A 25,973-nucleotide genomic window follows, 5' to 3' on the forward strand; every position below is an offset into this window, starting at 1 on the left:
AGGACCCATGATTCTCGACGTCCCCGACGAGCTGCTCGACTGGCGGGCCAAGGGATTCTGGCTGCCGGAGGGCCGGGTGCCGGCCCGCGCCTTCGCCGCGGCGCGGCACTCCCTCTTCGACGGGTCCTTCACCTGGCCGCTGCTGGTGGTCCGGGATTCGGCGGTACGCGCCAACATCGCCACCATGGCCGGGTACGCGGACCGGCACGGCTTCTCCTTCGCCCCGCACGCCAAGACGACGATGGCCCCCAGCCTGCTGGAGGCGCAGCTCGCCGCCGGGGCATGGGCGCTGACCGTGGCGACGGCGAGCCAGGCGCTGGTGCTGCGGCGCCTCGGCGTGCCACGGGTGCTCATCGCCAACGAGGTCCTCGACCCCACGGCGCTGCGCTGGCTCGCCGCCGAGTCGGCAGGCGGCTGGGAGGTGCTCGTCCAGGTCGACTCGGTCGCCGGGGTGACGGCGGTGGCGGCGGCCGGCGGCCTGCCGGTGCTCGTCGAGCTCGGCCATGCGGGTGGGCGCACGGGTTGCCGTACCGTCGCCGAGGCCGTCGAGGTAGCACAAGCCGCCGCGGAAGCGCCCGGGGTGACCCTCGCCGGGGTGACCGCCTACGAGGGTGCCCTGCCCGACGTGGCGGCGGTCGACGCCTTCCTGGCCACGCAGGTCGACGCGGTCCGCGCGATCGCCGGCCTGCTGCCGCCCGAGGTGATCGTCTCCGCCGGCGGCAGCGCCTGGTTCGACCGTGTGATCAAGGCCCTCGAGGGTCAGTGGCTCGACGGCCACACCGTCCGCGCGGTGCTGCGCAGCGGCGCCTCGGTCACCCACGACGAGGGCTTCTACCGCGAGCGCACGCCCTTCAACCGGGAACCGGGCGAGGGCTCGCTGGCGTCCGGCCTCGAGATGTACGCCCAGGTGCTGTCCACTCCGGAACCCGGCCTCGCGATCGTCGGCATGGGTAAGCGCGACGCCCCGTTCGACGAGGGACTGCCGGTCACCGAGGCGGGCGAGGTCACCAGGATGAACGACCACCACACGTACGTCCACGGCACGACGGCGGCGGTGGGCGACGTGATCCGGTTCGGCCTGTCACACCCGTGCACGGCCTTCGACAAGTGGCGATTCATCCCGGTCGCCGACGATGCCGGCGTGGTCGTGGACGTGCTGCACACGTACTTCTGAGCCGTCGCTGGAGGAGCAGCGGGCCCCGGAGTCGAGGTCGTCGGCGACCTGCAGGTCGTAGGTGCCCGCGGTCACGACGGCCAGATTCGCGTACGCCTCCACTCCGCCGATGTCCCTGCGGGCGCACAGCACGGCCGAGCTGTCGCCGGGTGACGGCACCCGATCCGCCACACGCCAGCCGTCCTGCGCCAGCGCGCGCCGGTAGAAGTCGACGACCTGCTGCTCCACGACGCCGTTGAACTGCCGTCCGGCGTACGCGACGACGCGTTCCTCGTCGCAGCCGCTGTACGCCCCGGTCGGCTGGAGAGAGTCCGGGTACGTGCCCAGGAGCGCGAGATTCGCCCATTCGGCGGCGCGCTGATGGCAGTGCCCGACCCGATCCTGCTGCCGGCGTCCGGCGCCGGTCAGGCCCCCGACCAGGAGCAATCCGCCGACTATGACGATCGCTAGCTTCCGCACCGGCGGACCGTAACAACATTTCCCCGGCCCTGCCAGGGCGGACGTCTCCGAGGGTTGACGGGCGGGGGTGTGCGCCGCACGATGAGGGCGCCCGATCAACGAACTATTTACGAACGTGGGGCGGTGAATGAGTGATCCCCCGCCCGAACCTCGTCCGTGAGACCGGGGGTTCCTTCCCCCTGACCGGGACCACGACGTCGCTCGACCCCGGGCTTCCGGCGGAGGGCTACGTGCTCGACGTGGGCGCCGACGGCATCTCCGTACGCGGTGGCTCTCCCGCCGCCATCTTCTACGGCACCCAGACGCTGCGGCAGCTCAGCGACTCCGGGACCGCGCCGGGCGTGCACATCGAGGACGCGCCCCGCTTCGGCTGGCGCGGGGTGCTCCTCGACGTGGCCCGGCACTTCATGCCCGTACCCGATGTCCTGCGCTTCATCGACCTCGCGGCCTTCCACAAGCTGAACGTGCTGCACCTGCATCTCACCGACGACCAGGGCTGGCGCATCGAGGTGCCGGGATGGCCGCGGCTGACCTCGATCGGCTCCCGGCGGCCCCGCACGATGCTCGGCGCCCGGCAGCACGCTCTGTACGACGACCGCCCGCACGGCGGTCACTACACCGACGACGACCTGCGCCGGATCGTCGCGTACGCGGCGGAGCGGCACGTCACCGTGGTGCCGGAGATCGACATGCCCGGCCACATGCAGGCGGCGATCGCCGCGTACCCGGAACTCGGCAACGGATTCGCCGGAGAGGTCCGCACCTCGTGGGGGATCTCGCCGCACGTGCTGAACATGCGGCCGGCGACGCTCGACTTCTGCCGCCAGGTCCTCGACCACGTCTGCGCTCTCTTCCCGTCCCCGCTGATCGGCATCGGCGGCGACGAGTGCCCGGTGGACGAGTGGGCGTCATGGTCGGACGAGCCGCACACGATTCAGCCGCGCTTCACGGCCGAGATGGCCGCCCACCTCGCCACGCACGGCCGCCGGGTGCTCGGCTGGGACGAGATCCTGGCGGGCGGCGCACCGCCCGACGCGGTCATCGCCGCATGGCGCGGCGTCGCACCGATCGCCGTCGCGGCGGCCGCCGGGCACGACGTCGTGGCCTGCCCCGACACCTCGGTCTACCTCGACTACCGCCAGTCGGACGACCCGGGGGAGCCGACGCCGGTGGGCACTCTCCTCACCCTCGCCGACGTGTACGCATTCGAGCCGCCACCCGCCGACCGCCTCCTCGGCGCGCAGGCGAACGTCTGGACCGAGCACATGGAGTCGGCGCGCCGGGTCGACTACATGGCGTACCCGAGGTTGTGCGCGTTCGCCGAGGTGGTGTGGAGCTCGGGCCCCCGCGACTTCGCGGAGTTCGGCGATCGGCTGAGGCCGCACCTGGCTCGCCTCGACGCCCTCGGCGTGAACTACCGGCCGTTGTCGGGACCGCGGCCGCAGGACGCCCGGCCGGGAGCGCCGGGCCACCCCCGAAGCCTCGAGGACCGGCTCGCCGAGCTGCACCAGATGACGGCCGACCTCCGCCGGGTGTAACGGAAACCGCGGCCCCGGCGCTTGATCCAGAGCCGGGGCGGAGATCACCGTCCCGGACATTGTGCGCAGAAGGGTATTCGCGGGCGGGGATGGAACAGTCGAGGCCGGAACGACGGGCGCATTGGACCGAGTTGCTTCCCCAGGGGGACGCCGAGCACACCAGCCACCCGGCGCCGCCGGAGAGGAAGGCCGGCTCGCCCAGGCTGCGGATCGTCACGATGATCGTGGCCGGTGCGGGCACCCTGGCCGTACTGATGATCGGTGCGGTCTCGGGGTGGAGCTCCGACGCCTCCGCACCTCCGCTCGCGCACTACCAGCCGGCTCCGACGATCGCCTATGCCGGTCCCTCGCTGGTCGCGTCGGCCGGCCGTGCGCCGTCCGGTCCGACCAGCCGGGCGCCGGCCGCCCCGGCCAGCCCCGCGTCGGCCGCTCCGACCAGCCGGGCGCCGGGCCGCCCTGCCTCCCCGCGGCCCGTCAAGGTCACCTCTGCCGCCCCCGCGCCGTTCTCGGCCTTGGCCGGGTTCCGTTGCCCGGAGACCGACAGCAGCGGCTACGTAGAGCACGTCGGCACCGACGGGTGGTACCTCGTCACCGGCGGCGGCTGGGCCGGCGACGGCTGCCGGGGTCACATGGTCGCCATGCCGATGTCCGGCAGTTCCGACGATCCCCGCAACGTCATGCTCTGGTGGTTCCGGATGCCGTCCCGCGAGCAATGCGGCGTCGAGGTCTACGTCCCGCGCACCGGAAACGTCCGTGATGCTGCCGGAACGCCCGCGACCTATCACGTGTACGGCACGGCCGACGGGAGCGGGTCACGGATCGGCCAGTTCACCATCGACCAGGTACGCGACCAGGGCCGGTGGGTGTCGGCCGGCAAGTTCCCCGCGCGCAGCGGCCGGTTGTCGGTGCGGCTGACGAGTCGCGGCGAGTCGGACATCCGCGGCGCCCGGCTGGGCGGCTCCGCCGTGCGGATCTCCTGCTGAGCTTGCCGCGAGAAGTGTCGTACCCCGGGAGGAGCATGACGGCATGCACCTCGAACCGTGGGACGAGCGGGGCCTCGACCTCGAACGCCGGGCCAACGTCCCGGAGATGAAGCGCCACCTCGGCGGCGTCGAGCCGGACGAGCGGGTGGTGGCCCGGCACGAGCGCATCCTGGCGTACGCGACATCCGGCCAGGGCCGCAACTTCCTGGTCATCGTCCCCGACGCCCCGGACCCGGCCGGCAGCGTGGGCTTCTGGGAGCGCGAGTGGCGCGGCGAGACGGTGTGGGAGATGGGCTGGCAGATCCTGCCCGGCTTCCAGGGCCGGGGCCTGGCCGCCGCGGCGACGATCGCCGCCCTCGCGGAGGCGGCGACGGGCCGGCATCGCTGGGTGCACGCCTATCCGAACATCACCAACGCGGCGTCGAACGCGGTGTGCCGCAAGGCGGGTTTCGTGCTGCTGGGGGAGGAGCCGTTCGAGTACCCGCCGGGAAACCCGATCCACTGCAACGACTGGCGCTACGACCTGCGCGCGGGGCCGGCGTAGCGGGCTGGCGGTCTCCGGGCTCAGGCTCCGGGTGCGGGCTCGATCAGCAGGCGGGCGTAGTTCGCCATCGAGCGCTGGTATCGGGGCAGGTGCGCGGCCAGCGCGCCGACCGCGATCGAGACCGCCTCCCGCTCGCGGCCGACGTCGGTCAGCGCCAGCGCGAGCACCGTCTTCACCGCGTCGTCGAGCTCGTCGGACGGAGCCCGCAGCTCCTGCGTGAGCAGCTCGACGCTGCGCGCCGAATCACCGAGGTTCCGCAGCGAGCTCGCCATCTGGATCACCGCCCGGCGGCGCCGGATCCCGGTGACGCCGGCTCGCAGCGCCTGCTCGTAGAGCGGGACGGCGAGGTCACTGTGGCCGGTCGAGTCGAGGGAGCAGGCGCGCTCGAAGAGGCCGACCGGATCGCCGGCCGGCAGCTCGGCGACGAGTCGCCCGATGCGATCGAGGAACTCGTCCTCGGGACTGCCGTCGAGCGACGCCCACGCTGCGGCCAGCCGCTGCTCCCACTCTGGCGTGATCATGCCCGGAAGCCTGCCACAGCCTGCCGGTCCGGACACTTCCGTGGGATTGACCGGGCTCGAGGACACCGTAGGCTTTCAGTAGGTTTTGCCCCATACATTCTTTGCTCTGCGTGGCCTTTGAGGAGTTCGCGTGGGTGCTGCTGATCTTCGGGACGTGGTCGTCGCCCGGCAACGGGAGCTGGCCACCCGCCACGACGTCCTCGGACGCGCCGGGCGGGATCCGAGCCGCTACGAGGACCTCCTGCTGCGCGTCTTCGACGCCACCAACGACCTCATACGGGATCTCGACCGGATGCGTGCCCGCTCGGCCCGCCGGCGCCTGCTGGTGGCAGGCGGGCTGCTGGTGGCTTCGCTGGTCCCGGCCGGGTTGGTCGGTACCGGTCGCATGCCCGTCCAGGGCCTCGTCGTCACGGCCGTCGCGATCGCCGCGGCTTTCGTCCTGTGGCTGACCGCGCGGGCCGGCATGCCGAACACCCCGGCCCGCCCCGCCCCGCCGAACGCGGCTCGTCCCAAAGGGCCGGACGCTCCGGCCGGGGCGGTCGGCCCGAATGCGTCGGCCGGCGAGGACGGCTCGGCCGCCCCGGGCGCTCCCGCTCGTCCGGGCACGCCGGATACTCAGGCTCGCCAAGCCGAGCCGGCGGCTTCCGTCCGCCCGGCGGCCCCGGCCGCCGAACCCCTGCGCAACCCGCCGGCGCCTCGCACCTCCCCGCCCTCCACACGAGACGGACGTTTCGAGCTCCTGCAGGGCGAGCTCGTCGCACCGGACCTACCCAAACCGCGAAGAACCGTGACGTGGCAGGACGACTCCGAGGCGGGCGCATGAGCAGCAGCACCGAGACCCCCACCGACCTCGCCCGCGTCGCCGAGGCTCTGCGTAACGAGTTCCGGCGCAAGCTCAACACCCTCCGCCTGCAGCTCGGCGAGGACCTGCGTGAGGTCGCCCGTACCGCCGAGGAGCGCAGCCGGCACCTGACCCTGCGCCTCGACGAGACCGGTGAGCGGGTCACCACCCTGGCTCAGGCCCAGGACGAGCTCCGCCGGCAGACCGAGATCGAGTTGCGGGCGGCGCGGCAGGCGAATGCGCGGCTGACCGGGGAGATCCAGCTCATCGAGGGGCGGCTGCGGCTGGAGCACGGCGTACGGCCCGTCGACCTCGACGCCGTCCCGCCGGAGCTGGCCGGGCTGGTCGCCCAGGTGCGGGAGGCGGAGGAGATCCGGTCCGGCATGCTCGACGACCGTACGCGCGCTGATCATCATGCCGTGCTCGACGCGTACGCGGAGCTGCGACGTCTCTCCGCGGAGAGCCGGTCGCGCGCGCTCGACGCCAGTGCGGTCCTGGCTCGCGCGAAGGTCGGTGGCCGGGACTTCCGGAAGGCCGCGGGTTCCTACCGGCACCACTGGCAGCGGCTCTGCGCGCAGAACGCGGAGCTGGCCGCCGTCCGGGACGACGTCGCCGTGGCCGAGCGGGATCTCGAGCGGGATCTGCGGCGGCAGGAGGAGTTCCGCACGCATCGGGGTTCGGCGGCCGTCGAGCAGCTCACCGCGCATCTGCGCAGCCGCATCGACGCGGCGGTGGAGTCACATGCCCTGTTCCCGCCGTGGTTCACGATCACCGAGCTGGGGCACCGGCCGAGCGCGGCCCTGGCCGGGGTGTGGCGGGACGTGGCCACCCGGGTCGTCCTCTACCGCATCACGTACGGGGTGACCGACGGCGTCTCGGCGCTCGGCGAGCCGCCCGGGGGCGGGCACCGCGCGCAACGGTATGCCGAGGTCCGGGCCGCCCTCGCGGAGCTGGCGGCGTAGAAAGATCTCCCTCATCGGGGGATGGGCCTCGGCGGCGGCTCCTTTTAGGGTCGATCACTACCGGTACGTGGCGTTTTGCGCCCATCGCCGGTCCTGTCGGCGCTTCCAGCGAGTGGAGTCGTCCATGTCGGTTTTCCGCGCCTCGAACTCGCCCACCGCCTGGCCGGAGGGCCCCGATCCGTTCCCGGACGACGGCCCCACCGAGCGGCTCGGCGGGCCCGACGCCGGCCCGGCGCCGGCACCGCCCCGCCGCGGCGTGGTGGTCGCCGTCTCGCTCGCCATGCTGGCGCTGCTCGTGGCCGCCGCCTCGGCGCTGCTGGCGTGGCGGGCGATCCAGCGCTCCGAGCAGGCGTACGCCCGGTCGCTGACGGCCGCGGCGCCCGCACCGACGCCGGCCGCCGGGTACGGGGAGGAGACGCTGCGGATCCAGGCGGGCTGCACCGGCGTGACGTTCCTCGACCTGGACGAGCCCCGGGTCAACGCGGCCGGGCAGATCAGCGACCTGCGCTACGACAGCCGCTGCGGTGACGAGCAGCCCCGGATCACGCTTGCGCCCGGGGCGGTGGCGGGCAGCGACGTCGGCGACGCGGACGTGGACGGCCCGGGCTGTGCCAAGGCGATCCGCACCAGCCCGCTCGGCGGCGGCGTGATCGTGCCGGTCCACCCGGGGCTGGTCCTGTGCGTGCTCACCGGTACGGGCACCCCGCCGGCCACCGGGGTGCGGCTGGTCCGGGTGGAGGTGACCGAGACCGCCGGGGACGGCCGGGCCACCGTACGGGCGACCTCCTGGCCCGCGGCCTGAGCGCCCGGCCACTCCTGACAGAATGTCGGATGCGCCCCGTGAACCTGTGTGAGGAGACGTTCCCGTGATCCGTACCCATGACGCCGGCAGCCTGCGGGCCGACCACGCCGGCCAGTCGGTGACGCTCGCCGGGTGGGTCGCCCGCCGGCGCGACCACGGCGGCGTGATCTTCGTCGACCTCCGGGACGGCTCCGGCGTCGTCCAGGTCGTCTTCCGTGAGGAGGACGCGCACGCGCTGCGCAACGAGTTCTGCGTCAAGGTGACCGGCGAGGTCACCGCGCGACCCGAGGGCAACGAGAACCCCGAGCTGGCCACCGGCGCGATCGAGGTCGTGGCGAGCGAGCTGGTCGTGCTCTCCGAGGCCGCGCCGCTGCCGCTGCCCGTCGACGACAACGTCGAGGCCGGCGACGACCTGCGCCTCAAGTACCGCTACCTCGACCTGCGGCGTTCCGGCCCGGCCAAGGCGCTCAAGCTGCGCAGCCGCGCCAATCAGATCGCCCGCGAGGTGCTGCACGCGCGCGACTTCAACGAGATCGAGACGCCGACCCTCACCCGGTCGACCCCCGAGGGCGCCCGCGACTTCCTCGTTCCCGTGCGCCTGCAGCCCGGCACCTGGTACGCCCTGCCGCAGTCCCCGCAGCTGTTCAAGCAGCTGCTGATGGTCGCCGGCATGGAGCGCTACTACCAGATCGCCCGCTGCTACCGCGACGAGGACTTCCGCGCCGACCGGCAGCCGGAGTTCACCCAGCTCGACATCGAGATGTCGTTCGTGACCCAGGACGACATCATCGAGCTCGGCGAGGAGCTCGTCACCAAGCTGTGGGGCGAGCTCGCGGGCTACACCGTGCCCACCCCGATCCCGCGGATCACCTGGCACGACGCGATGAACCGGTACGGCTCCGACAAGCCCGACCTGCGCTACGGCGTCGAGCTGACCGAGCTGACCGACTACCTGCGCGGCACCGAGTTCCGGGTGTTCGCGGGCGCCATCGACGCGGGCGGCTACGTCGGCGCGGTCGTCATGCCCGGCGGCGCCTCGCAGACCCGCAAGGAGCTCGACGGCTGGCAGGACTGGGCCAAGGCGCGCGGCGCCCGCGGCCTCGCGTACGTCGTCCTCGACGCCGAGACCGGTGAACCTCGCGGACCGGTCGCCAAGAACCTGTCGCAGGAACACCTGGCCGGCCTCGCGGACCAGGTCGGCGCCAAGCCCGGCGACGCGGTGTTCTTCGCGGCCGCCACCGAGCGCCGTGAGGCCCAGGAGCTGCTCGGCGCGGCCCGCATCGAGATCGCCAAGCGCGCCGGCCTGATCGACGAGTCCGCGTGGGCGTTCTGCTGGGTCGTCGACGCGCCCATGTTCGAACGGACCTCGAACGAGGATGGAACAGCGGGCGGCTGGACGGCCGTGCACCACCCGTTCACCTCGCCCAACGCCGAGTGGCTGGACCGCTTCGAGGAGGCGCCGGACCAGGCGCTGGCGTACGCGTACGACATCGTGGTGAACGGCAACGAGATCGGCGGCGGCAGCGTCCGTATCCACCAGGCGGACGTGCAGAGCCGGGTCTTCGCCCTGCTCGGCATCACGCCGGAGGAGGCGCAGGACAAGTTCGGCTTCCTGCTCGAAGCGTTCAAGTACGGGCCGCCGCCGCACGCCGGCATCGCGCTCGGCTGGGACCGTACCTGCATGCTGCTGTCCGGCAACGAGTCCATCCGCGAGGTCATCGCCTTCCCGAAGACCCGCGGCGGCTTCGACCCGCTGACCACTGCGCCCACCCCGATCACCGCCGAGCAGCGCAAGGAAGCCGGCATCGACGCCAAGCCCAAGGCCACCACGGCCACGCCGGGCACGGACGGCCAGGCCGTACCGGTCGAACGCTCCAACTGATGCGCACGCTGGTCGTCGGCGCGAGCGGCCACCTCGGCGGTGAGGTGGCCCGGCTCGCGTCGGCGGCCGGCGGCGAGGTGGTGGGCACGGCCACGACAGGGGCAACCGGCTGGTCGCCCCTGGACGTCACCGACCGGGCCGCGGTCCACACCCTGATCTCTTCGGTACGCCCGCAGCTGATCGTCAACACGGCCTACCGAGCCGACAGCTGGACGATCTGCGCGGACGGTGCCGCGAACGTGGCCCTGGCCGCGTCCACAGTGGGCGCCCGCCTCGTCCACGTCTCCACCGACGCGGTGCACGCCGGCCGCCCCGACCCGTACGGCGACGACGAACCCCCGTCCCCGGTCTACCTCTACGGCGCGGCGAAAGCGGCAGGCGAGACGGCCGTCCGCGCGATCGACCCCGCGGCGGTCGTGGTCCGCACGTCCCTGATCATCGGCGACCAGCGCAGCAAGCAGGTGCAATTGGCGCTGGACCTGACGACGGGCCGCAAGCAGGGAGCTCTCTTCACCGACGAGTACCGCTGCCCGATCGACGCCACCGACCTGGCCGCGGCGATCCTCGAGCTGGCGGCCTCCGGCTATGCCGGCGCCATCAACGTGGCAGGCCCCGAGGCGCTGAGCCGAGCCGGCCTCGGCCGGCTGGTCGCAGCGGCCCACGGCCTGGACCCGGAGGCGGTACCCACCTGCACGATCGCGGAGGGCGGCCTGGGCGCCCGGCCGGGCAACCTCCTCCTCGACTCCACCCGGGCCGCCGGCCTCCTCAAGACCCCGCTGCGACCGGCGTCGGAGGCGCTGCGGCGGTAGACCCGGCATGATGGACCGCATGCTGGCGGAACCCACCATCGTCGAACGGCCCGAGCAGGTCTACGTCGGGCGGCGGGAATCGATCACCATGACCGAGTTCGCCCTGGTCGCGGACCATCTGCCGACGATGTTCGGGTGGCTGGGGGAGCGCGGAGTCACGCCCGTCGGTGCGCCGTTCTTCCGCTACCGGGTCATCGACATGTCGGCCGAGCTGATCGTCGAGGCCGGCATCCCGGTGGCCGCGCCGATCGACGTGGCCGAACCGACCTTTGTGGACGTGCTGCCGGCCGGCCGGTATGCCACTGTCTCCCACGTGGGCCACCCCGGCGAGCTCATGGCGGTGACCGCGGACCTCCTCGACTGGGCCCAGCGGCGCGGCCTGGAGTGGGACCGGACGCCGACGCCCGAGGGTGAGGTGTGGGGTGCGCGGCTGGAGGTCCTCATGACCAATCCCGCCGAGGAGCCCGACATGCACAAGTGGGAGACCGTTCTGCTGTTCAAGCTCGCGGACTGATCAGCTCCGTGGCGTGGCAGCCGGCAGCCAGCAGCACCGGGTCGCCGGTGCCGGTCCAGGCCTCGACCGCCGCGTCCGCGAACTTGATGGCGTGGGCGTCGCCGGACGTGACGGCGTTGTCGATCACCGAGCCGGGGTCGAGCGAACCCGCCGGTGCCGGCGCCGATGCCGTCGCGGGGGAGTAGGCCGCTGTCACGGCCGCGCTTGCCGCCCACGCGGCCTCGAGGCTCGCCGCGTGCAGGGATGGTGGCAGGGCTGGGAGGGTTCGCAGGACGGCTGCCGGAGCCGTCGCCGCGTGGACGAGCATGACCGGGCTCCCGTACCCGTGGGTGGTGTGCCTTCGGACCGCGGCCGCGACGATCGCCGCGATGCGGGTTGCCGGGTCGCCCTCGCCCGGCACGGCACCGGCTGCTTCCGCCCAGTCCGGCAGGTGGGCGAGCTGGGCGAGCCGGTTGCGGATGCCGAACCGCTGATCCGGTACGCGCGGCACGGCGTCGAGCGCGGCCCGCGGGTCGGTGCGACGGTACGGGCCGCGCCCCGCGGGAGCCAGCGGCTGCCAGCGTGCCGCCCAGTACGCCAGCCCGTCCCCGAGTTCCGCCACGCGGGCCGGCGTCTCCTCGTCGAGCAGGGCGCGGACCGCATGACCGACCCGGATCACGCCGTGGGTCGCGCCGGCGGCGATCCCGGGCAGTAGTCGAGGCCACCAGGTGGCGAGCACGTCACGCCACGGCGCAAGCGAGGCCTCCCGCTCGAAGTAGGTGAGCCAGTCCCCGGTGCGTACCGGATCACCGAGCGGGTCCCGCCACTCCTGCGCCGGAATCCGTGCTATCCCGCGCGGCCGGTCTTCCAGCCGTGCCGAATAGGTGTCGAGCCAGCGGTGCACGGTCGCCTGGCGGCCGTGCCGGACCAGGGCCTCCACCGCCATCGGGGCATGGTTGGACAGCCAGCCGTCGCGTTCGGGACCGGTGCGGCGAAGGCGGATGAGCGCGTCGTCGAGAACCATGACGGCAGCCTGCATCTTGAAGCGAGGTTGAGGTCAAGGCGCCGGCAGATGGAGGCGCATCGCGGGTTCATCGGTACGGCGGAAGCCCAGCGCCGCGTAGAGCGGTTCCCCCTCGGCCGAGGCGCGCAGGTCGACGGCGGAGACGCCACGGGTGGCGTACCAGTCGATGAGGGCGTTCATGCAGGCTCGGGAGTAGCCCCTGCGACGGTACGCGGCGTCGGTCGCGACGTTGTACACGTACCCGCGAAGTCCGGTCGGGTCCCGCGGATTGGGGAGCCGCTGATCCACCGCGCCCACGACGCAGACCGCGAGGCCCGTGCCGTCCGGGCGGTCCACGACGAAGGCGGCGAGCATGCCGTCCCGACCGCTCAGCTGCCTTTCCAGGATGGTCACGCCGGTCCGCTCCCACTCGCCCGAAGGTGCCGGGTCGTCGCCCATCGAGTCGAGCATCACCTTGCGCAGGCGGATCAGCTCCCGCGCGTCCTCCGGCACCGCCTGGCGTACATCGATCATGGCGACATCGTTGCACAGAATCCTTGCACAATTTCTGTGCACAAGTATTGTGCAAGGTATGGAGCAGAGGGAAGTGCATCTCGACGCCCGCCAGATCCGGGTGCTGGCGCATCCGTTGCGCTTCCGGCTGCTGGGCCGGCTGCGCCTCGACGGGCCGGCGACCGCGACGCGGCTGGCCCAGGCGCTGGGCACCAACACCGGGGCGACCAGCTATCACCTGCGGCAGCTGGCCGACGTCGGCCTGGTGCTGGAGGAGGAACGGCCCGGCCGCGGCCGGGAACGCTGGTGGCGCTCGGCGCACGACATGACCAGCTGGCAGCGGGACGCCTTCGCCGGTGACCCCGACGCCACCGCCGCGGCGGACTGGCTCGAGGGGTCGTGGCTGCGCGGCTTCGTCGAGCAGGCGGAGGCCTGGCGGCGCATCCAGGGCGACGAGCCGCCGCAGTGGCGGGAGGCCGCGAGCTTCTCCGACTACTGGCTGAACCTCTCGGCCGACCAGCTCAACGCCCTCAACGCCGACCTCGCCGAGGTCATCGAGCGCTATCGCGCCGCCGGTCCGGCCCCGGACGCCCGGCAGATCGTCTTCTATCTGTACGGCATGCCGAGAGTGGAGCCCTCATGAGCACCCTCACCCCCGCCCGCGCCCAGCGGCGTTTCCTGCTGCTGCTCGCCCTGCGCTGGCTGCCCGTGGGCCTGATGATCCCCGTGATCGTCCTGCTGCCGCTGGAACGCGGCCTCACCCTGGCCCAGTACGGCTCGGCCGCCGCCCTGCAGGGCATCACCGTGTTGCTGCTCGAGCTGCCGACCGGCGGCCTGTCCGACGCGATGGGCCGGCGACCGGTGCTGCTGCTCGCGGGCCTCGTCGACATCGCGTCGCTGTGCCTGCTGACCGTCGCCGACTCGGTCCTGCTCTTCATGACCTTCTACATCTTGCAGGGCATCTACCGCGCGCTCGACAGTGGACCGCTCGAGTCGTGGTACGTCGACCAGGCCCTGGCCGCCGACCAGCACGCCGACATCGAGACCGGCCTGAGCCGCAGCGGCGTGGTGCTCGGGGTGGCCATCGCCGCCGGAGCCCTGATCACCGGCGGGCTGGTCGCCCTCGGCCCGTTCGGCCCGGTCAGCGCGCTCAGCGCTCCGGTGTACGTGGCGCTCACCCTCCAAGTCGTCTCAGTGGTCGCCGTGGCCACGCTGATGACCGAGCCGCGCTCCCGGCGGGGCTTCGGCGCCCTGGTGGCCTCCGTACGCGCGGTTCCGGGGGCGATCGGGGGAGCCGTCGCGCTGCTGCGCCGGTCCCGGGTGGTCGTCGCCCTCGTCGCCGTCGAGGTGTTCTGGGGGTTCGGCATGGTCGCTTTCGAGAGCCTCACGTCCGTACGCCTCGCCGACGTGCTGGGCGACCCTGACCGCGCCTCGGCGCTGATGGGCCCGGTCGGCTCGGTGGCGTGGCTGGCCTCGGCGGCCGGCGCCGCACTGGTTCCCGTGCTCGCCCGCCGCATCGGCGCACCGTGGACCGGCTTCACGCTGCGGATCGTCCAGGGGGTCACCGTCGCCGGGATGGCGCTGCTGGCCGGACCTGCCGGGGTGATCGCGGCGTTCCTGCTCTGCTACACCGTGCACGGCGCGGCCAACCCGGTGCACAGTGGCCTGCTGCACCGGCAGGTGGAGGGGCCGTACCGGGGGAGCCTGGTCTCGCTGAACTCCATGGTGGCCCAGCCGGCCGGCGCCCTCGGTCTGGTCGTGCTGACGGCGATCGCCTCGGGGGCGAGCCTGGTGGTCGCGCTGCTGGTGGGGGCCGCCGTCCTGGCCCTGGCCGCGCCGCTCTACCTCGTCGCGCGGCAAGGCGCCCCGGAGGTCGTCCTCGCCGGTACGCCGGAGGTGGTGCCGGCGCCCTGAGCCGTGGTTTGCGCGCGATCACCCCAGGGGTATCAGCAGGCCAGTGCTCTCACCCCCCACTGGAGGCCCACCATGCTCGCGATCGCCGCGGCCGTCGTCTTCGGCATCTACCTGCTGCTCGACCTGTTCGACGTGCACACCTCGGACCTGTTCAACTTCCCGACGTTCGCCTCCCTCGGCCTGCTGCTGCTCTCCCTGTACCTGGCCGGCGTCGGCAGCGGCCCGCGCGCCGGCACCGGCAGCGGCCGCCGCTTCTACGGCCGCCGCCCCGGCCGCGGCTGACCATCCGGTCGTTTCCTATCCACGCAGGGTTACCGTCCGGCCCGCCCATACTGGTGCATTTCCGGCACCGGAGGGCGGGCCGGTACTGTCGTTGCCGATGGAATTCGACGGACTCTTCCCCCTGACCGGACCGGGCGGCGTGGACACCGCGGCCCCGGCCGGCGCGGAGTCCGGATTCACCCGCCCGTCGGCCGACTCGCCCCTGCCCGTGCGCATGCGCCCGGCGACCCTCGACGAGCTCGTCGGCCAGCAGCACCTGCTCGCGCCCGGTGCGCCGCTGCGCCAGCTGGTCACCGGCACCACCCCGATGTCGGTCATCCTCTGGGGCCCGCCCGGCACCGGGAAGACGACGATCGCCCACCTGGTCGCGGCGGCCACCGACCGTACGTTCGTCGCCATGTCCGCCCTGACCGCGGGCGTCAAGGACGTCCGGGCCGTCATCGACACCGCCCGCCGCCGGCGCCGCGCCGGCGGACCGCCCACGGTGCTCTTCATCGACGAGGTGCACCGCTTCAGCAAGACCCAGCAGGACTCGCTGCTCGCCGCCGTCGAGGACCGCACGGTAACGCTGCTCGCGGCCACCACGGAAAACCCGTACTTCTCGGTCATCTCGCCGCTGCTGTCCCGCTGCGTGCTGCTTACCCTCCAGGCCCTCGACGAGGACGACGTCCGCGGGCTGATCCGCCGCGCGGTCACCGACGAGCGCGGGCTGGGCGGTGCGGTCACCCTGAGCGCGGAGGCCGAGGATCATCTCGTACGGCTGGCGGCCGGCGACGTCCGCAAGGCGCTGACGGCGCTGGAGGCCGCGGCCGGGTCGGCGGCCGCCCAGGGTGTCACCGAGATCGACCTCGCCACGGCGGAGAAGGCCGTCGACGTGGCCGCCGTCCGCTACGACCGCGACGGCGACGCCCACTACGACGTGACCAGCGCCTTCATCAAGAGCATGCGCGGCTCCGACCCCGACGCGGCCCTGCACTGGCTGGCCCGCATGCTGGTCGCCGGCGAGGACCCCCGCTTCATCGCCCGCCGCATCGTCATCTTCGCCAGCGAGGACGTCGGCATGGCGGACCCGCAGGCCCTGCTCGTGGCGACCGCGGCGGCCCAGGCGGTGCAGTCCGTCGGCCTGCCGGAGGCCCAGCTCAACCTCGCCCAGGCGGTCGTGCACCTCGCCACCGCCCCCAAGTCCAACAGCGTGACCACCGCCATCTCCGCGGCGATCGCCGACGTCCGCGCGGGCCGCGGCGGCGCGGTCCCCGCCCACCTGCGCGACGCCCACTACCCCGGATCGCGTGGCCTGGGTCACGGCAAGGGCTACCGCTATCCACACGACGACCCCAAGGGTGTTGTTAGGCAGCAGTACGTGCCGGATGATCTGATCGGCGCCGACTACTACACCCCGACCGACCACGGCGCCGAGCGAGCGGTGGCGGACCGCTTGCCCCGGCTGCGCAGAATCGTCCGAGGCACCCCGCCGTCCACCGGCGGCGCGACATCCTCCGGGATACCGCAGGCCCCGACCTCGCAGCACGACGACAGCGGCCCCGCCGCCGGAGAGGACCAGCCGTGAGCAGGCGCGGCGCCGAGCCCAGCGACCACGACGACCAGCGCACCGACCAGACCGGCCGCAGCCGCCGTCTGTTCGGCCGCGGCCGTCCGGAGCCGGTCGCGCCCGAAGAGGTCCCCCGCGAGGAGACGGGCTGGCTCGACGACCTGCGCACGGCCAAGGAGAAGGGCGGCGCCATCGGCCCGGGCGCAGCCCCGGGCGAGGCCCGCACCAGCAAGAGCGGCCGCCGCGCGCCGGGCCCGGACGACGTACCCGACGACGATCCCTTCCCCGCGCTGCCGTCGTCCGCGCCCCCCGCTCCGGCCCCCCGTGGCGGCAGCCCCGCTCCGGCGAGTCCCGGCTCGCCCGCCGCGCCGTCCCCTCCCGGTCGCCGCGCGGCGCCCCCGGGTCGCCGAGCCGCACCCGCCCCGGAAGCCGCCGATCCCGGTCACGGCCGTCGCCACATCGACCGGTCCGGCTCCTTCCCGGCGGTCGGTACGCCGTCCGGCGGCTACCCGCCGGTCGAAGGCCCGCCCGGCAGCTCTCGTCCGGTCGACGGTCCGTTCGGCAGCTCTCGTCCGGTCGACGGTCCGTCCGGCAGCTTCCGTCCGGCCGACGGTCCGTCCGGCAGCTTCCGTCCGGCCGACGGTCCCTCCGGCAGCTTCCGCCCGGTCGACGACGGTCCGTCCGGCGCCTTCCCGTCCGTGGGCGGTCCGTCCGGCGGCTATCCGTCCGTCGAGGGTCCGTCCGGCGGCTATCCGTCCGTCGAGGGTTCGTCCGGCGGCTATCCGTCCGTGGGCGGTTCGTCTGGCGGGTTCCCGTCCGTCGAGGGCCCGCCTCGCGGCTACCCATCCGTTGACGGTCCGTCGGGCGGCCATCCGTCCGCGGGCCGGCCCTCCGGCGGCTTCTCACCCGTGCGCCCGGCGTCCGGGGTGCCGGCCTCGGGTAACGCCCCGCAGGTCCCCGCGGCGCGGCCCGTCTCGCCGGGCACGCCGCCACCGTCCGGCCGGCGCGGCATGTCGCCGGAGCCACCCTTGCCCGGCCGTCCCGTGTCGCCGCAGGCCCCCTTGCCCGGCCGTCCCGTGTCGCCGCCGGGGCGCGCCGCCCGTCACCAGCAGCCTTCCGGCCCCGGCTATCCCGAGCAGACCGGCCCGGGCGACCCCGCCATGCCCGGCCGGCCGGGTCCGGCTCAACCGCGTCACGGCGGCGGGGCACCGTCCGGTCCGGGACCAGCCCCCCGGCACGGTAGCCACGCCGTGCCCGACCGGACCGCCGCGCATGCCGCGCCCGATCGCCCCGGTGGTCACGCCGCGCCCGAGCCCGGTGATGCTTTCCCGCTCGCCGGCCGTCGCGGCGCGCCCGGGGAGCCGGGCTTTCCGTCCGGCGGTCGCCGTGGTGCCCCGGACGAGTCCGGGCTTGTGTCCGGCGGTCGCCGTGGTGCCCCGGACGAGTCCGGGCTTGTGTCCGGCGGTCGCCGGAGTGCGCCGGACGAGCGGGTCCAGCCCGGATTTGCGCCCGGCGGACCGGCCGGCCGGCACGAGGGCGGCGGCGCCGCGCGCCCGAGCAGCGGTGCCCCCCGGCCCGTCTCGGCCGTCCCCGGCGCGGACGGTCAGTCCTTCGGCTCCCGCAACACAGCCACGTCGGGGCGCGTACGACCCGGCAACCCGCCGGCTGAGCAAGGCGGCCGCCACGGACGCCCGGACGCGGACGAGACCTCCGGCCCGATGCCGATCGGCCGCGGCGGCACCGGAGCGATCCGGCCCCCCGGACAGCACGGCCCGGACGCCGGGAACGCCCCCACGGGCAGGCGCGGGCGTGGCGGCCCGGACGGCGGGCGCACGGGACCGGGCCAGCCGGCACGAGCGTCGGCGGCCGTGGTCCCGCCGGTGGTACCCGGCCGGGAAGGGGTCAGGACCCCTCCGGTGCCGGGTCGCGCCGGCGCCATGGCGGGCAGCACCTCCGGCGTCATCGGCACCACAGGACAGATCGCGCAGGCAGGCGGCCGGGCATCGGGCGCACAGGCGCGTGGCACCGGCCGGGTAGCGCGCCCGGGTCAGCAGGGGCGCGCCGTGCCGGGTCAGCAGCCGCCGGCGGGCCAGCCGGGTCCGGCCGGTCCGGGCTCCGCCCCCGGGCAGCCGGGTGTGGCGCGTCCGGGGCAGCCGGGTGCCGCCCGTCCGGGTCAGCCGGGTGCCGCGCGTCCGGGTCAGCCGGGTGCCGCGCGTCCGGGTCAGCCGGGTGTGGCGCGTCCGGGCCAGCCGGGTGCCGCGCGTCCGGGCCGGCCTGGCGCGGAGGGTCCGGGTCAACCGGGTGCGGCGCGGCCGGATCAGGGTCAGCCGGGCCAGGGCCGTCATCAGTCCGGTCCCGGAGGCCCGCCGGTGACCGGCCGAGCCCCGACGGGACCGGCCGGGACGGCGTCGGGCGGAATGCCGACAGACTTCGCAGGCCCGGGTGCAGTCCCCGGTCGCCCCAGCGCGCCGGGGCGGCCGTCCGACGCTCCCGGCCGAGCCGCGAACGCACCGGTCCGACCGCCGGCGACACCCGATGGCACCGGCCCGATCCCGCGCGGTACCGGCCCCGTCCCGCGTGGCACCGGCTCGGGTCCGGTCCCGCGTGGCACGGGCGCGGTTCCGGGAGGCACAGGTCCGATCCCGCGTGGCACGGGCGCGGTTCCGGGAGGCACGGGTCCGATCCCGCGTGGCACGGGCGTGGTTCCGGGAGGCGCGGGCGCAGTCTCGGGAGGCACGGGTCCCATCCCGCGTGGCACGGGTGCCGTTCCGCGTGGCACGGGTGCCGTTCCGCGTGGCACGGGTGCCGTTCCGCGTGGCACGGGTGCTGTCCCGCGTGGCACCGGCGCGGTTCCGCCCGGCACGGGCCGCCGCGGCACGGGTGCCGTCCAGGGCAGCCCGGCTGGTGCGATGCCGGGGACCGGTGGACCGGTTCCTGGCGCTCCGCGCCCTGTCTCAGGTGGCCCGCGCCCTGTATCGGGAGCTGCGGGCTCCGGTCCGGCCGCCCCTAGTCCGACTTCGGGTGGTCCACGCCCGGTCTCGGGAGGCGCACACCCGACGTCCGGCGCCCTGCGCCCGGCTGAAGGCGGCCTCCGTCCGACTTCTGGTGACCCGCGCGCGGTTGAGGGTGGCGTCCGCCCGACCTCGGGCGGTCCGGGCCCCGGTGAAGGCGGCCTCCGCCCCACTTCCGGCGGTCCGCGTCCGGGTGACGCTGGTCCGCGTCCGGGTGAGGGGGGTCCGCGCCATACCGCGGGTGCTTCGCGTCCCACGTCGGGTGCTCCCCGTCCGGGTGAAACCGGGCCACGACCGACCTCGGGCGGTCCGCGCCCGGTCTCCGGAGCGCCGGGTCCGGCGTCCGGTGCCCCCGATCTGCCCGGTCGCGGCGCGGCGGCCGTGCCGCCCGTCCGTGCCGCTGCGGCGGTGCAGACGGGCCGAGGCGCTGCTCAGGTACCCGGCGTAGGTGCCGCTCCCGTTCCCGCCCAGGACGCCGCTCAGCTGCCTGGCAGGGCTGCTCAGCCGGCGGTCGGCGCGGCCCAACCGCCGGGCAAGGGCGCTGCCCAGGTGCCCGGTGCCGGCGCCGCGAAGGTGGCGGGCAAGGGTGCGGCCCAGATGTCCGGGGTCGGTGCCGCGACGGTGCCCGGCCAAGGTGTTGCTCAAGGCCCCGGCCAGGGCACCGGAGGCGTCGCCGACGAGGGGCGTGCCGGCGGCCTGCGTGCTGCGGCCGGCACACGGGCGTCCGTACCGTCGGAGAACGGTGACGGTGACGTGCCCGGCGTGCTGGGCGGTCTGCGGGGTGCTCGGTCCGAGCTGCGCCGGCAGATGCGGGCCAAGCGGCGCCTGCGGGTGCTGACGCTCGTGTCGCTGAGCGTTCTGGTGCTGGGTCTGCTGCCGCTGTTCTTCGGGATCCGGTCCGCGACCCGCGACCCGGTCTTCAACTCCCTCGACGCGCTCGGTGTGCCGGCGTGGGCCGGTAAGGACACCGACGACCGGATCAGCGGGAGCCGGTGGTGCTTCATCGAGTGCCGGTTCCGGGAGCGGGTCGCCCAGTCGGACCGGCCGTTCGAGGAGACCAATCAGGCGTATTCGGCCGCGTTGCGGAAGGCCGGGTGGGCGCCGCGCGGCGGTGAGTGCACCGATCAGCCGACGACCGAGGGCAAGTACACCTGCTGGACGAGGGACGAGTTCACTCTGGACCTGTGGGTACGCCTGCCCGAGTGCGCCGTGGACGCGGTGGCGGCGCAGGATCCGGCGACCGTGCCGTCGACCGGGCCGGACGGGACCGTGCCGACGGTGGATCCGGCGAAGTGTGTCGGGTCGACCGTCACCATCAAGGTGCAGAACGCCGTGACCGACCCGCGGGGCAAGCCTCAGCCCGCCGTGGATCCCTCGTTGATCGGGGAGACGCCGGACCCCGTGCTGACGAATGATCCGGCGCTGGAGCCGACACCCTCGGCGTCGTGACGCGGACCGCGATGACGGACGGTAGGGTCTGCACGTTGTCACGCTTAGCGGCCCGTCGGTAGAGGAGACGCGTGTAATGAACGCCGGAGAAATCGCAGGCCTGATCGCGGCGGGCGCGTTCCTGATGCTCGTGCTGGTGCTGGCCGTGCCGATCCTCAAGCTGCGGCACACCGTGGACGCGGCCACGCAGGCCATCAACGACCTGAACGACCGCACCGGGCCGCTGCTCGGCGGTGTCACCGAGACGGTGGAGAACGTGAACACCGCGCTCGGCCAGGTGCAGGTCTCTTTGGACGGTGTGAACGTCCAGCTCGCGAAGATCGACACGATGACCGAGCACGCCCAGAACGTCACCGCGAACGTCGCGAACCTGGCCACCGTCGTGTCCGCGGCCGCCGCGAACCCGCTGGTCAAGGTGGCCTCGTTCGGGTACGGCCTGCGCAAGGCCGCCGCCGCCCGCCGGCACGCCGAGGACGAGCGCGAGGTCCGCGCCTCCCTCAAGCAGCGGCGCAAGGCGGCCCGCGCGGCCCGCTGACGCCCGAGCGCGTACGGAAGAGCCGAAGAACCGGAGAGAAGACTCATGAAGCGGTTGCTCTGGCTGGGCGTGGGCCTGGCCGTCGGCGCCATCGTCGTCCGCAAGGTCACCCGTAAGGCGAACGAGTTCACCCCGTCCGGCATCGCCACGTCGCTGTCGGAATCGGCTGGCGGTCTCGTCGAGTCCCTGCGTAGCTTCGTGGAGGACGTGCGCGAGGGGATGGCCGAGCGCGAGCAGGAGATCCACGCTGCCTTCGCGGCGGGGGAGCTCTACGAGGACAGGTTCGCCGACCTGCGCGACGACGCGCAGGACGGCTCACACGGGCGGCACGCCCAGGAGGGTCAGCGATGAAGACGGCGGAGATCAAGCGGCGCTATCTGGCGCATTTCGAGGCCAACGGGCACACGGTCGTGCCGAGTGCCCCGCTGCCCGCCATCGACGACCCGAACCTGCTGTTCATCAACGCCGGCATGGTGCAGTTCGTGCCGTTCTTCCTCGGTCAGCGGACCCCGCCGTACAAGCGGGCGGTCAGCGTGCAGAAGTGCATCCGTACGCCGGACATCGACGAGGTCGGCAAGACGTCGCGGCACGGCACGTTCTTCCAGATGAACGGCAACTTCTCGTTCGGCGACTACTTCAAGGAAGGCGCGATCAAGCTCGCCTGGGAGCTGTGCACCAGGCCGGTCGCCGACGGCGGCTACGGGCTGGACCCGGAGCGGATCTGGCCGACCGTCTACCTCGACGACGACGAGGCGTTCGGCTACTGGCGCGCGATCGGCGTGCCGGCCGAGCACATCGTGCGTCGCGGCAACAAGGACAACTTCTGGTCCATGGGCATCCCGGGACCGGCCGGTCCGTGCTCCGAGCTCTTCTACGACCGCGGCCCCGAGTACGGCCGTGAGGGCGGCCCGGAGGTCGACGAGGACCGGTACATGGAGTTCTGGAACCTCGTCTTCATGCAGTACGAGATCACCGACGTGAAGAGCAAAGAGGTGTTCAAGATCGTCGGTGATCTGCCGGCGCAGAACATCGACACCGGCATGGGGCTCGAGCGCATCGCGTCGATGCTCCAGGGCGTGGACAACCTCTACGAGATCGACGAGGTCCGGCCGATCCTGGCGCGGGCGGCCGAGCTGACCGGCAAGAAGTACGGCGTCGGCTCGGGCCACGCGGCCAGCGAGTCGAGCCCCGACGACGTGCGGCTGCGCGTGATCGCCGACCACGTCCGCACCTCGCTGATGCTGATCGGTGACGGTGTGACGCCGTCGAACGAGGGGCGCGGCTACGTGCTGCGCCGCATCATGCGCCGGGCGATCCGGGCCATGCGGTTGCTCGGCTGGCAGGAGCCGGCGCTGCCCGAGCTGCTGCCGGTGGCGCGGGACTGCATGTCTCCGTCGTACCCGGAGCTCGCGGAGGAGTTCGGCCGGATCTCCACGTACGCGTACGCGGAGGAGGAGGCGTTCCTGTCCACGCTGCGCGCGGGCACGACGATCCTCGACACGGCGATCACGGACACCAAGACCAAGGGCGGCAAGGCGCTGTCCGGCGACAAGGCGTTCCAGCTGCACGACACGTACGGCTTCCCGATCGACCTCACCCTGGAGATCGCCGCCGAGCAGGGGCTCAGCGTCGACCAGGAGGGCTTCCGCCGGCTGATGGCGGATCAGCGGTCCCGCGCGAAGGCGGACGCGGCCGCGCGCAAGACCGGTCACGCGGACATGTCGGCGTACCGGTCGGTGCTGGACGCCGGGGGCCCGGTGGAGTTCACCGGCTACGCGGAGGTCTCCCGGGAGTCGCGCGTGCGAGCGCTGCTGGGCAGCGGCGGCACGCGGGTCGAGGCGGCGGGCGAGGGCGACTACGTCGAGCTGGTCCTCGACAGCACCCCGTTCTACGCCGAGGGCGGTGGCCAGCAGGCGGACACCGGCCTGATCAACGTGGGTGGCGGCCAGGTCGAGGTCGTCGACGTGCAGCAGCCGCTTCCCGGCCTCATCGTGCACAAGGCCAAGGTGGTTCGCGGCGAGGTGCGCTCGGGTGAGACGAGCTTCGCCGAGATCGACGTGACCCGGCGCAAGGCGATCTCGCGGTCGCACACCGCGACGCACCTGATCCACCAGACGATGCGGGCGTTCCTCGGCGAGTCGGCGACCCAGGCGGGTTCGCTGAACGCGCCGGGCCGGCTGCGGTTCGACTTCAACACCCCGGGCGCGGTGCCGCCGAGCGTGCTGCACGACGTCGAGCAGCAGGTCAACGAGGTGCTGCTGCGTGACCTCGAGGTCCATGCGTTCATCACCTCGCAGGAGGAGGCGCGCCGGCTCGGCGCGATGGCCCTGTTCGGGGAGAAGTACGGCGACGAGGTCCGAGTGGTTGAAGTCGGCGACTATGCGCGTGAACTCTGTGGTGGCACGCACGTCGCCCGCTCGGGTCAGCTCGGCCTGGTGAAGATCCTCACGGAGTCGTCGATCGGCTCGGGCGTACGCCGGGTGGAGGCGCTCGTCGGCATCGACGCGTTCGGCTTCCTCGCCAAGGAGCACCTGCTGGTCACGCGCCTCGCGGAGATGTTCCGGGTGCCCGGCGACCAGGTGGCGGAGCGGGTGGAGCAGACCGTCACCGCGCTGCGCGACGCGGAGAAGGAACTCGAGAAGATGCGCGCCCAGATGGTGCTGGGTGGGGCCGGTGCGCTGGCTGCGCAGGCGAGGGATCTGCGGGGCGTGGCGTTCGTGGGCACCGAGGCACCTGAGGGCGCGGCGACCAACGATGTGCGTACCCTTGCCCAGGAGATCCGCGGAAAGATCGACGGTGGTCGACCCGCGGTGGTCGCGGTCGCGGCCCGGTCCAACGGCAAGGCATCACTGATCGTAGCGATCAACGCCACGGCGAAGAGTCGCGGCCTGTCCGCGGCCGATCTGGTGAAGGGCGCTCTGTCCGGCCGGGGCGGCGGCAACGCCGACCTCGCGCAGGGCGGCGGAGTGCCCGCTGACCAGGTCACGGCGCTGCTGGCGGCGGTGGAGAAGGCGGTCGGGGAGGCTGCCTGAGAGGAAGGGTGGCCCGATGACGGCACTGCCGCGGGGTAGGCGGCTGGGCGTCGATGTCGGTAAGGTGCGCGTCGGGGTCGCGCTGTGTGACCCCGACGGGATCCTGGCCACCCCCCTGGCCACGGTGCCCCGTGACATGACGGCGGCGCCCGGCGCCGTCCCTGGCGACATTGCCGAGCTCGTCCGCCTCGTGGGGGAGCACGAGGTGGTGCAGATCGTGGTGGGTCTCCCGGTGCGCCTCAACGGTGCCGAGGGGGATGCCGCCATCGACATTCGTGCGTACGCTGAGCGGCTGGAACGGGCGGTCGGGCCGGTCCCGATCGTCCTGGCGGACGAGAGGATGTCGACCGTGGTCGCAACCCGTAGGCTTGCCGAGCGAGGAGTCCGGGGTAAGCGGCAACGGGCGGTCGTCGACCAGGCGGCCGCGGTGGAGATCCTGCAGAGCTGGCTGGACGCACAGCGGAGGCAGACGAGATGATCGACGAGCTGGACCTGGCGTTCGACGAACAGATCGAACGCGGCAAACCCCGCCACCGGCGGGGCGCCCGCGGTGCGAAGGGCGGCAAGGGCAAGTCCGCCGTCGCGTTCCTCATGGCGTTCATCCTGCTCGGCGTCCTCGGCGTCGGCGGCTACCTCGGCTACGAGAAGGTCAAGGGCTTCTTCACCGCCGCCGACTACGACGGGCCGGGCACCGACCCGATCGAGGTGGCGCTCGGTGAGGGCTCACTGACGGAGATCGGCAACACGCTGGTCGACGCCGACGTGGTGAAGAGCACCGCCGCGTTCACGCAGGCCGCCGAGGACAACCCGCGGGGCAAGAACATCCAGCCGGGCACCTACAACCTGCGCAAGCAGATGTCCGCCAAGGACGCCGTGACGCTGCTGCTCGACCCGAAGGCCCGGGTGAACAAGGGCATCACGATTCCCGAGGGCAAGACCGCGCGGGAGATCTACGCGATTCTGTCGCAGAAGACCGGCGTACCGGTCAAGGACTTCGAGGCCGCCGCCAAGGATCCCAAGGCGCTCGGGGTGCCCGACTTCTGGTTCAACCGGCGCGACAACAAGAAGGCCTCGGGCACCATCGAGGGCTTCCTGTTCCCGGACACGTACGAGTTCAAGCCCAAGGCGACCGCTGCCGACATGCTGCAGGTCATGGTCGGCAAGTTCATCGCCACGACCACCGAGATGGGCTTCGTGAAAACGGTCGAGCAGAACCTGTCGGTCTCGCCGTACGAGGCGCTCATCGTGGCGTCGCTGTCGCAGGCCGAGGCGGGCATCGCCGAGGACCTGCCGAAGGTTTCCCGGGTCGCCTACAACCGGGCGTACAAGAAGAAGATGCCCCTGCAGTTCGACGTGACGACGAACTACTGGCTGGAGCTGCAGAACAAGGGCAAGAAGCATTCCGGCAAGATGACCGATGCCGAGCTGCAGGACCCGAAGAATCCCTACACCACGGAGCTGAAGGTCGGCCTGCCGCTGGGTCCGATCAACAATCCGGGCAAGTCCGCGCTGGAGGGTGCGGAGAAGCCGGCGACCGGGGACTGGCTGTTCTTCGTCGCGGTGGACAAGACGGGTAAGTCGGCGTTCGCCGTCACCAATGCCGAGCACGACGCGAACATTCAGAAAGCCTGCAAGAACGGCATTCCCCTCTGCTGAGTCCCGGGGTATCGCCCGTAG

General features: G+C 73.1%; 25 protein-coding genes. 21 read left to right on the forward strand and 4 right to left on the reverse strand.

The window, feature by feature from the left end:
* Window positions 1-7: 7 nt before the first annotated feature.
* Window positions 8-1,174, forward strand: a complete 1,167-nt coding sequence (locus ACIBO8_RS17675; protein ID WP_396116279.1) for an alanine racemase — start codon at window positions 8-10, stop codon at window positions 1,172-1,174.
* Here ACIBO8_RS17675 and ACIBO8_RS17680 read toward each other — a convergent pair.
* Entirely contained in the window at window positions 1,082-1,633 is a 552-nt protein-coding gene (locus ACIBO8_RS17680; RefSeq protein WP_396116280.1) for a hypothetical protein, read from the reverse strand. The two genes, ACIBO8_RS17675 and ACIBO8_RS17680, sit on opposite strands and share 93 nt — an antisense overlap.
* 131 nt (window positions 1,634-1,764) lie before the next feature.
* Between ACIBO8_RS17680 and ACIBO8_RS17685 the strand changes: the two genes are divergently transcribed.
* From ACIBO8_RS17685 to ACIBO8_RS17695, 3 genes are all read left to right on the forward strand, one after another.
* Window positions 1,765-3,171 (forward strand): beta-N-acetylhexosaminidase, encoded by a 1,407-nt coding sequence (locus ACIBO8_RS17685; protein ID WP_396116281.1) that lies wholly within the window; start codon window positions 1,765-1,767, stop codon window positions 3,169-3,171.
* Window positions 3,172-3,260: 89 nt separating this feature from the next.
* The gene (locus ACIBO8_RS17690) at window positions 3,261-4,154 is read left to right on the forward strand and encodes a hypothetical protein (RefSeq protein WP_396116282.1); all 894 of its coding nucleotides are present in this window, start codon (window positions 3,261-3,263) and stop codon (window positions 4,152-4,154) included.
* Window positions 4,155-4,197: 43 nt separating this feature from the next.
* Window positions 4,198-4,698: a GNAT family N-acetyltransferase gene (locus tag ACIBO8_RS17695; RefSeq protein WP_396116283.1), complete on the forward strand. Its 501-nt coding sequence runs from the start codon at window positions 4,198-4,200 to the stop codon at window positions 4,696-4,698.
* 20 nt (window positions 4,699-4,718) lie between these two features.
* Here ACIBO8_RS17695 and ACIBO8_RS17700 read toward each other — a convergent pair whose 3' ends face one another.
* Entirely contained in the window at window positions 4,719-5,219 is a 501-nt protein-coding gene (locus ACIBO8_RS17700; RefSeq protein WP_396116284.1) for a tetratricopeptide repeat protein, read from the reverse strand.
* A gap of 130 nt (window positions 5,220-5,349) precedes the next feature.
* Between ACIBO8_RS17700 and ACIBO8_RS17705 the strand changes: the two genes are divergently transcribed.
* The 6 genes from ACIBO8_RS17705 to ACIBO8_RS17730 all read left to right on the forward strand — a co-directional run bounded on the left by ACIBO8_RS17705 (window position 5,350) and on the right by ACIBO8_RS17730 (window position 11,029).
* A complete protein-coding gene (locus ACIBO8_RS17705) occupies window positions 5,350-6,042 on the forward strand; it encodes a hypothetical protein (RefSeq protein ID WP_396116285.1) in 693 nt (230 codons plus the stop codon).
* Entirely contained in the window at window positions 6,039-7,022 is a 984-nt protein-coding gene (locus ACIBO8_RS17710; protein WP_396116286.1) for a hypothetical protein, read from the forward strand. Before ACIBO8_RS17705 ends, ACIBO8_RS17710 begins: the two co-directional genes overlap by 4 nt.
* 124 nt (window positions 7,023-7,146) lie before the next feature.
* Window positions 7,147-7,824, forward strand: coding sequence for a hypothetical protein (locus ACIBO8_RS17715; protein ID WP_396116287.1), 678 nt, complete (start codon window positions 7,147-7,149; stop codon window positions 7,822-7,824).
* Window positions 7,825-7,888: 64 nt separating this feature from the next.
* Window positions 7,889-9,706: an aspartate--tRNA ligase gene (gene aspS, locus ACIBO8_RS17720; protein ID WP_396116288.1), complete on the forward strand. Its 1,818-nt coding sequence runs from the start codon at window positions 7,889-7,891 to the stop codon at window positions 9,704-9,706.
* Entirely contained in the window at window positions 9,706-10,515 is an 810-nt protein-coding gene (locus tag ACIBO8_RS17725; protein ID WP_396116289.1) for an SDR family oxidoreductase, read from the forward strand. Before aspS ends, ACIBO8_RS17725 begins: the two co-directional genes overlap by 1 nt.
* A 19-nt stretch (window positions 10,516-10,534) precedes the next feature.
* On the forward strand, window positions 10,535-11,029 hold the full coding sequence (locus tag ACIBO8_RS17730) for a GyrI-like domain-containing protein (RefSeq protein ID WP_396116290.1): 495 nt from the start codon (window positions 10,535-10,537) through the stop codon (window positions 11,027-11,029).
* Here the strand turns inward: ACIBO8_RS17730 and ACIBO8_RS17735 are convergent.
* Together ACIBO8_RS17735 and ACIBO8_RS17740 are read right to left on the reverse strand one after the other, a co-directional pair.
* Complete coding sequence (locus ACIBO8_RS17735; protein ID WP_396116291.1) at window positions 11,013-12,032, reverse strand: hypothetical protein; 1,020 nt, start codon at window positions 12,030-12,032, stop codon at window positions 11,013-11,015. The two genes, ACIBO8_RS17730 and ACIBO8_RS17735, sit on opposite strands and share 17 nt — an antisense overlap.
* A 33-nt stretch (window positions 12,033-12,065) precedes the next feature.
* On the reverse strand, window positions 12,066-12,545 hold the full coding sequence (locus ACIBO8_RS17740) for a GNAT family N-acetyltransferase (RefSeq protein ID WP_396116292.1): 480 nt from the start codon (window positions 12,543-12,545) through the stop codon (window positions 12,066-12,068).
* A 58-nt stretch (window positions 12,546-12,603) separates the two neighbouring features.
* Here ACIBO8_RS17740 and ACIBO8_RS17745 point away from each other — a divergent pair, with 58 nt between their 5' ends.
* The 11 genes from ACIBO8_RS17745 to mltG all read left to right on the forward strand — a co-directional run bounded on the left by ACIBO8_RS17745 (window position 12,604) and on the right by mltG (window position 25,952).
* Window positions 12,604-13,167: a helix-turn-helix domain-containing protein gene (locus ACIBO8_RS17745; protein ID WP_396116293.1), complete on the forward strand. Its 564-nt coding sequence runs from the start codon at window positions 12,604-12,606 to the stop codon at window positions 13,165-13,167.
* On the forward strand, window positions 13,164-14,438 hold the full coding sequence (locus tag ACIBO8_RS17750) for an MFS transporter (RefSeq protein ID WP_396116294.1): 1,275 nt from the start codon (window positions 13,164-13,166) through the stop codon (window positions 14,436-14,438). Before ACIBO8_RS17745 ends, ACIBO8_RS17750 begins: the two co-directional genes overlap by 4 nt.
* A 72-nt stretch (window positions 14,439-14,510) precedes the next feature.
* On the forward strand, window positions 14,511-14,720 hold the full coding sequence (locus ACIBO8_RS17755) for a hypothetical protein (RefSeq protein ID WP_396116295.1): 210 nt from the start codon (window positions 14,511-14,513) through the stop codon (window positions 14,718-14,720).
* A 97-nt stretch (window positions 14,721-14,817) separates the two neighbouring features.
* Window positions 14,818-16,287, forward strand: coding sequence for a replication-associated recombination protein A (locus ACIBO8_RS17760; RefSeq protein ID WP_396116296.1), 1,470 nt, complete (start codon window positions 14,818-14,820; stop codon window positions 16,285-16,287).
* A 2,115-nt stretch (window positions 16,288-18,402) separates the two neighbouring features.
* The gene (locus ACIBO8_RS17765) at window positions 18,403-18,642 is read left to right on the forward strand and encodes a hypothetical protein (RefSeq protein WP_396116297.1); all 240 of its coding nucleotides are present in this window, start codon (window positions 18,403-18,405) and stop codon (window positions 18,640-18,642) included.
* A 1,187-nt stretch (window positions 18,643-19,829) separates the two neighbouring features.
* Window positions 19,830-20,729 (forward strand): hypothetical protein, encoded by a 900-nt coding sequence (locus ACIBO8_RS17770; protein WP_396116298.1) that lies wholly within the window; start codon window positions 19,830-19,832, stop codon window positions 20,727-20,729.
* A 76-nt stretch (window positions 20,730-20,805) separates the two neighbouring features.
* On the forward strand, window positions 20,806-21,264 hold the full coding sequence (locus ACIBO8_RS17775; RefSeq protein WP_396116299.1) for a DUF948 domain-containing protein: 459 nt from the start codon (window positions 20,806-20,808) through the stop codon (window positions 21,262-21,264).
* A 45-nt stretch (window positions 21,265-21,309) separates the two neighbouring features.
* On the forward strand, window positions 21,310-21,615 hold the full coding sequence (locus ACIBO8_RS17780; protein ID WP_396116300.1) for a hypothetical protein: 306 nt from the start codon (window positions 21,310-21,312) through the stop codon (window positions 21,613-21,615).
* Entirely contained in the window at window positions 21,612-24,296 is a 2,685-nt protein-coding gene (gene alaS / locus ACIBO8_RS17785) for an alanine--tRNA ligase (protein WP_396116301.1), read from the forward strand. Before ACIBO8_RS17780 ends, alaS begins: the two co-directional genes overlap by 4 nt.
* Window positions 24,297-24,312: 16 nt before the next feature.
* Window positions 24,313-24,774, forward strand: a complete 462-nt coding sequence (gene ruvX / locus ACIBO8_RS17790; protein WP_396116302.1) for a Holliday junction resolvase RuvX — start codon at window positions 24,313-24,315, stop codon at window positions 24,772-24,774.
* On the forward strand, window positions 24,771-25,952 hold the full coding sequence (mltG, locus tag ACIBO8_RS17795) for an endolytic transglycosylase MltG (protein WP_396116303.1): 1,182 nt from the start codon (window positions 24,771-24,773) through the stop codon (window positions 25,950-25,952). The genes ruvX and mltG overlap by 4 nt, the downstream gene beginning before the upstream one ends.
* The last annotated feature ends 21 nt before the right edge of the window (window positions 25,953-25,973 follow it).

This window comes from Actinoplanes sp. NPDC049681, assembly GCF_044465265.1.
In the GTDB taxonomy this organism is placed as follows: Bacteria; Actinomycetota; Actinomycetes; order Mycobacteriales; family Micromonosporaceae; genus Actinoplanes.

Coding starts and splice junctions, on each gene's coding strand:
- ACIBO8_RS17675 (WP_396116279.1), top strand. CDS start 8: ATGATTCTCGACGTCCCCGACGAGCTGCTCGACTGGCGGGCCAAGGGA.
- ACIBO8_RS17690 (WP_396116282.1), top strand. CDS start 3,261: ATGGAACAGTCGAGGCCGGAACGACGGGCGCATTGGACCGAGTTGCTT.
- ACIBO8_RS17695 (WP_396116283.1), top strand. CDS start 4,198: ATGCACCTCGAACCGTGGGACGAGCGGGGCCTCGACCTCGAACGCCGG.
- ACIBO8_RS17700 (WP_396116284.1), bottom strand. CDS start 5,219: ATGATCACGCCAGAGTGGGAGCAGCGGCTGGCCGCAGCGTGGGCGTCG.
- ACIBO8_RS17710 (WP_396116286.1), top strand. CDS start 6,039: ATGAGCAGCAGCACCGAGACCCCCACCGACCTCGCCCGCGTCGCCGAG.
- ACIBO8_RS17715 (WP_396116287.1), top strand. CDS start 7,147: ATGTCGGTTTTCCGCGCCTCGAACTCGCCCACCGCCTGGCCGGAGGGC.
- ACIBO8_RS17725 (WP_396116289.1), top strand. CDS start 9,706: ATGCGCACGCTGGTCGTCGGCGCGAGCGGCCACCTCGGCGGTGAGGTG.
- ACIBO8_RS17730 (WP_396116290.1), top strand. CDS start 10,535: ATGCTGGCGGAACCCACCATCGTCGAACGGCCCGAGCAGGTCTACGTC.
- ACIBO8_RS17735 (WP_396116291.1), bottom strand. CDS start 12,032: ATGGTTCTCGACGACGCGCTCATCCGCCTTCGCCGCACCGGTCCCGAA.
- ACIBO8_RS17740 (WP_396116292.1), bottom strand. CDS start 12,545: ATGATCGATGTACGCCAGGCGGTGCCGGAGGACGCGCGGGAGCTGATC.
- ACIBO8_RS17745 (WP_396116293.1), top strand. CDS start 12,604: ATGGAGCAGAGGGAAGTGCATCTCGACGCCCGCCAGATCCGGGTGCTG.
- ACIBO8_RS17750 (WP_396116294.1), top strand. CDS start 13,164: ATGAGCACCCTCACCCCCGCCCGCGCCCAGCGGCGTTTCCTGCTGCTG.
- ACIBO8_RS17755 (WP_396116295.1), top strand. CDS start 14,511: ATGCTCGCGATCGCCGCGGCCGTCGTCTTCGGCATCTACCTGCTGCTC.
- ACIBO8_RS17760 (WP_396116296.1), top strand. CDS start 14,818: ATGGAATTCGACGGACTCTTCCCCCTGACCGGACCGGGCGGCGTGGAC.
- ACIBO8_RS17775 (WP_396116299.1), top strand. CDS start 20,806: ATGAACGCCGGAGAAATCGCAGGCCTGATCGCGGCGGGCGCGTTCCTG.
- ACIBO8_RS17780 (WP_396116300.1), top strand. CDS start 21,310: ATGAAGCGGTTGCTCTGGCTGGGCGTGGGCCTGGCCGTCGGCGCCATC.
- alaS (WP_396116301.1), top strand. CDS start 21,612: ATGAAGACGGCGGAGATCAAGCGGCGCTATCTGGCGCATTTCGAGGCC.
- ruvX (WP_396116302.1), top strand. CDS start 24,313: ATGACGGCACTGCCGCGGGGTAGGCGGCTGGGCGTCGATGTCGGTAAG.
- mltG (WP_396116303.1), top strand. CDS start 24,771: ATGATCGACGAGCTGGACCTGGCGTTCGACGAACAGATCGAACGCGGC.